Genomic DNA, 6,144 nt, shown 5'->3' with positions numbered 1-6,144 from the left:
AATAGCTCTTAAAATAAATCTAGAATTAACGTTGACGTTATTGTCTTGTTTTGTTCAGTTTTCAAGGTTCAATGTGCAAGCGCTTCGTTTGAAGCGACCTTTATAATATATCATTTACTTCGTTTATCGTCAAGGTATTTTTATTATTTTAGAAAAGTTTTTTTCTCGATAATTATGTAATGCCTTTCGGACAACAAATAATAGTATACACACTATTAACTAAGATTACAAGAGGTAATGATTAAAAAAATCGCAGTTCAACAAAGTGAAACGCGATTTTTTTATTCGTATAGGGAATTGTCGTTGCTCTCTACATGAAAACTTCCGCGATATAGATATTCTTTTGCTTAGATAAATCTACTATTTCGTCTGTCTTTAGTTTAACGATGGGACTAATGAAGGCGTCTGGTTTAGTATAGATGACTTCCCCATACTCTCCCGTCGATAGTTTTACCTGGGTACCTGTTCTTAAGTCTCCCATCAATTGAAGAAGTCCTTCCACTACTTTAATATCAAACTTTCCAAATAAGTCCTTACTGATCATATCCAATACTTTAAAGATCGGCTGTCTGCTTCTATACATTCTTTCTGATGTCATGGCATGAAACACATCGGCGATTCCTGCTATTTGAGAATAGAGATGGATACGATCACTCTTTTCGGATGATGGATATCCTGAACCGTCGAAGCGTTCATGATGCTGGAAGATGGCAAGCTTCGTTTCCGTTTTTAATAATGGGGTATCTTTGACCATTTTATAGCCATTTGCGGTATGGAGCTTCACTTCTTTAAATTCACTCTCTGTTAAGGGTTGTTCTTTGGATAAAATATGTGGGCTCACCTTAGCCATTCCGCAGTCTGAGAGTGCTCCCGCTAAGGCCACTTGATTTATCTGACCGGAAGACAAGCCAAGCTTTTTCCCTATCAATGCGCTTATAATACTGACAGAGACGGCGTGATGATAGATATATTCCTTCTTTGTTGAATATTGAGGGAGGGAGTATACGTATGTATGATCTTGTTCCACTATTTGAATGACAGGCAATATGATTTCTCTTACTCTCGCAACGTTAACAGCTGTGCCCGACTGCCAATTCATGAACTCTTTCTTGAATTCTTTTACAGTCGTTAAATACAGGTCTATGAAACCCAGAGGCTCATGTTTAGTGTTCTCCTCATTAGAAGGATCCGGGATGAGGGGGGACCTGAAAGGATTGCCGTCCACTTTTGTTTTCTCTATGAATAACTCATCTATATGGAATGCTTGAAGAATATTCAAGTGTTCTTCTGTAAGTACCGTATTCTTAGGAATGATCGGGTTTACTGCCATCCCCATGATATCTTCAGCTACGATGCAACCTAATTGTATTTCGCCACGATGGACCTTCAACTATATACACCTCACGTCTTATTCTTTTAGTTTATTTTACCAAATTCAGCAGAATATAGTTGTTATTTTCAAAAAATAAATATTCCCTAAATAAAAAAAGCTATTTTCGGAATGGACGATCCATTCCTGAAAATAGCTTACTCTATTATTTATTCTTCGCTGTCATCATTACTTTCTTCAGAAACAGATTGTTCTTCCATGTCCTGCTGTTCTATTCCTTCAGCAGATTCGACCGGTGCTTCCGTTTCTTCATCATCTTCTTTTTCAACTTTTGCAACGGTTGAGACGAATTCACTTTCTTGAAGACGGATCAGCTTGACTCCTTGAGTGTTACGACCTGTAGTCGAAATATCGTTCACGTCCATACGGATGAGGACACCGTGTGCGGTAATGATCATTAAGTCTTCTTCACCTGTAACGGCTTTAACAGAGACAAGTTCTCCATTACGCTCGGTCACATTGCAGGTCTTCAGTCCTTTACCACCACGTGTTTGAATGCGATATTCGCTGGCTGGGGTACGTTTTCCGTAACCATTGACCGTGACTACCAGTACATCGCTCTTATCTTCAAGGATTTCCATGCCGACGACGATATCATCATCGCTCAGGTTGATGCCTTTAACCCCGGTAGCTGTACGTCCCATAGACCGGACATCAGTTTCAGGGAAACGGATCAGCATTCCATCTTTCGTACCGATAATAATATCCTTCTCGCCATCGGTCAACTTAACGGAAATCAGCTCATCGTTTTCACGAAGGTTGATGGCGATCAGTCCGTTCGTCCGGATATTCGCGAAATCCGATACCGGTGTACGCTTGGAAATACCTTGCTTCGTTGTGAAGAATAGGTACCAATCGTCCACGAATTCTTCGACCCGGATCATGGCGTTGATCCACTCATCTTTTTCTACACCAAGCAGATTGATGATTGGAAGTCCCTTAGCGGTACGGCTGAACTCAGGGATTTCATATCCTTTTGCACGATACGCTTTCCCTTTGTTCGTAAAGAATAGAATCGTGTCATGGGTCGACGTTGTCAATAAATGTTCAACGAAGTCCTCATCATTTGTTCCCATCCCCTGTATCCCTCTTCCTCCACGTTTTTGGCTGCGGTAGGTAGAGACAGGAAGACGTTTGATGTAGCCGTTATGTGTAAGAGAGACAACGATGTTTTCTCTGGGGATCAAATCTTCATCCTCGATATTTTCGATGCCACCTGCTACGATTTCCGATCTTCTTTCATCATTGAAGCGCTCTTTGATTTCAATGAGCTCTTCGCGGATGATTTCAAGAACCTTTTCATCATCTGACAGGATCGCTTTTAATTCGGCGATCAATTTCACCAGTTCCTGATACTCGTCTTCGATCTTTTCACGTTCTAAACCGGTTAGACGTTGAAGACGCATATCCAGGATGGCCTGGGCTTGTTTATCGGATAGGGAGAAGTTCTCCATCAATCCTTGTTTCGCCAGTTCCGTCGTTTGACTTCCGCGAATCAGGGCGATGATTTCATCGATATGATCCAGGGCGATACGCAGACCTTCTAAGATATGGGCCCTTGCTTCCGCTTTGCGCAATTCAAATTCTGTTCTGCGGCGAATGACTACGCGTTGATGCTGTAAGTAGTGATATAAACATTCCTTTAGGTTCAGTACCTTCGGCTGTCCATCGACAAGTGCCAGAAGATTGATCCCAAAGCTTGTTTGAAGGGCGGTTTGCTTATAAAGATTATTAAGTAATACGTTCGCATTGGCGTCTTTTCTTACTTCAATGACGATCCGCATACCGTTTCGATCCGATTCATCACGCAGATCTGTGATGCCATCGATCTTCTTATCCCTGACAAGATCCGCGATCTTCTCAATTAATCTCGCTTTATTCACCTGATAAGGGATCTGGTGTACGATGATCGTCTCTTTTCCATTGCTCTTTGTTTCGATTTCCACACGGGCACGCATCGTGATCGAGCCTTTACCTGTTTCATAGGCACGACGGATCCCGCTTCTTCCTACAATCAATCCTGCAGTAGGGAAATCAGGTCCGTAGATGAATTCCATCAGCTCTTGGATCGTAATGTCCGGGTCTTTACTTAATGCAAGGATCCCATCGATGACTTCACCAAGGTTATGAGGCGGGATATTCGTTGCCATACCTACGGCGATTCCTGAAGAACCGTTCACCAACAGGTTAGGAAAACGGGCAGGTAATACTTCCGGCTCCCGCTCTGTGCCGTCATAGTTATCTTTATAATCGATTGTATCTTTATTGATATCACGAATGAGCTCCATCGAAATCTTGGACATACGCGCTTCTGTATAACGCATCGCTGCAGCTGCGTCGCCATCGACAGAACCGAAGTTACCGTGGCCGTCCACAAGCATATAACGATAGTTGAAATCCTGCGCCATCCGGACCATCGTGTCATAAACAGCCGAGTCACCGTGGGGGTGATACTTACCGATAACTTCACCGACGATACGGGCTGATTTCTTATACGCTTTGTCTGACGTCATCCCGAGGTCATTCATCGCATACAAAATACGGCGATGGACCGGCTTCAATCCGTCACGTGCATCTGGAAGGGCACGGGACACGATGACACTCATCGCATAATCCAGGAAAGAGGAGCGCATTTCATTACTTATATTAATCTCTTTAACATTCGATCTTGGTGTTTCCGCCATAGTAAAAGGGACCTCCTTTTAAAGAAAGGTTTATACCTTTCTTATTCTTTACCTTGTCCGCTATGTAAAAGACAGGATAGCACGTGGTCTATCCTGTACTATTTCATTAGTCAATGATTTCTGTTAGATATCTAAGTTTTTCACGTAAGCCGCGTTTTCCTCAATGAAATTACGTCTAGGCTCTACTTTGTCACCCATGAGGATTTCAAATGTTTCATCGGCCTCGATCGCATCTTGAAGACTCACTTGCAGCAGTGTTCGTGATTCCGGATCCATGGTCGTTTCCCAGAGTTGTTCAGGGTTCATCTCTCCCAGACCTTTGTAACGCTGGATTCCAGGTTTAGGTGTCGGTGAGATTTCTGCCAGGATACGATCCAGTTCTTTATCATTGTAGGCATACTCGATTTTCTTTCCTTGTTGAATTTTGTACAACGGTGGTTGAGCGATATAAATATAGCCTGCTTCAATGATATTTCTCATATAACGATAGAAGAATGTCAATAACAGCGTACGGATATGTGCGCCATCGACGTCGGCATCGGTCATGATGACAATCTTATGGTATCTTGCTTTCGCCAGGTCGAAATCTTCTCCGATTCCTGTTCCGAGTGCCGTGATGATTGCACGGACCTCGTTATTGGAAAGGATCTTATCAAGGCGTGCCTTTTCTACGTTGATGATTTTACCACGCAGTGGAAGGATGGCCTGGAAGTGGCGGTCACGGCCCTGTTTGGCTGAACCGCCGGCTGAGTCACCCTCAACCACATAGATTTCGCTGATGCTTGGGTCTTTAGAAGAACAGTCCGCCAGTTTACCAGGCAAGCTTGAAATCTCAAGGGCACTCTTACGGCGGGTAAGCTCCCTTGCTTTTTTCGCAGCCAGTCGGGCACGTGCGGCCATTAGTCCTTTTTCAACGACCTTTCGGGCAACAACCGGATTTTCAAGTAAGAAGGTTTCGAGATGCTCTGAGAAAAGAGAGTCCGTGATCGTTCTTGCTTCCGAGTTTCCGAGTTTTGTTTTTGTCTGACCTTCGAACTGAGGATCAGGATGTTTAATCGAAATGATGGCGGTCAATCCTTCACGGACATCTTCCCCGGAAAGGTTAGCATCACTTTCTCTGAATACATTATTTTTACGGGCATAATCATTGATGACCCTTGTCAAAGCCGTCTTGAATCCAGACTCATGTGTACCACCTTCGTGAGTATGGATGTTATTGGCGAATGAATAAAGGTTGCTTGCGAATCCGTCATTGTATTGAAGGGCGATTTCAACGGTAATGTCATCTTTCTCACCTTCGATATAGATCGGCTCTTCGTGGATGACTTCCTTCGAACGGTTAAGATGCTCGACGTAGGACTTGATTCCACCTTCATAATGGTAATCACGTCTTTTTCCCTCTCCGCGCTTATCTTCAATACTGATTTGGATCCCTCTGTTCAAGAACGCCAATTCACGGATACGGTTTGCCAATGTGTCATAGTCGTATTCCGTCGTTTCAGTAAAGATTTCAGGATCCGGGGTGAAATGGATGATCGTTCCCGTTTTATCAGATTCTCCAATGACCTTTAAATCAAAGCTAGGTACGCCTTTTTCGAACTTCTGGTAATAAATCTTCCCATCACGGTGGACATGAACCTCAAGTTCTGTGGATAGGGCATTTACAACCGATGCCCCCACTCCGTGTAGACCTCCGGATACTTTGTATCCGCCGCCGCCGAACTTACCGCCTGCGTGAAGGACCGTCATGATGACCTCTACGGCAGGACGTCCCATTTTCTCATGGATACCGACTGGAATACCACGGCCATTATCTGTAACGGTGATACTGTTATCCTCTTCAATGATGACTTCTATTTCATCACAATGGCCTGCCAATGCTTCATCAATACTGTTATCGACGATTTCCCACACCAGGTGGTGCAGACCTCTTCCGCTTGTTGATCCAATATACATACCCGGTCTCTTCCGGACGGCCTCTAAGCCTTCCAGAACCTGAATCTGATTTTCATCATAAGATCCGCCTTGCGATCGCTGTTGTTCCATAGTCATACTGATTCACCTACACTT

At 43.7% G+C, this 6,144-nt stretch carries 3 protein-coding genes; all 3 read right to left on the bottom strand.

Features of this window, described 5'->3' with window-relative positions; genetic code table 11:
* Positions 1-310: 310 nt before the first annotated feature.
* On the bottom strand, positions 311-1,390 hold the full coding sequence (locus KYJ26_RS01415; protein WP_219165580.1) for an HD-GYP domain-containing protein: 1,080 nt from the start codon (positions 1,388-1,390) through the stop codon (positions 311-313).
* Positions 1,391-1,539: 149 nt separating this feature from the next.
* Positions 1,540-4,074, bottom strand: coding sequence for a DNA gyrase subunit A (gene gyrA / locus KYJ26_RS01410; RefSeq protein ID WP_219165579.1), 2,535 nt, complete (start codon positions 4,072-4,074; stop codon positions 1,540-1,542).
* Between the two features lie 123 nt (positions 4,075-4,197).
* Positions 4,198-6,120, bottom strand: coding sequence for a DNA topoisomerase (ATP-hydrolyzing) subunit B (gene gyrB / locus KYJ26_RS01405; RefSeq protein WP_219165584.1), 1,923 nt, complete (start codon positions 6,118-6,120; stop codon positions 4,198-4,200).
* Between the last annotated feature and the right edge of the window lie 24 nt (positions 6,121-6,144).

This window comes from Rossellomorea orangium (assembly GCF_019334305.1).
In the GTDB taxonomy this organism is placed as follows: Bacteria; Bacillota; Bacilli; order Bacillales; family Bacillaceae_B; genus Rossellomorea.
Note: the sequence above shows the minus strand (reverse complement) of the source record. Positions and strands in the feature narration are given on the sequence as shown.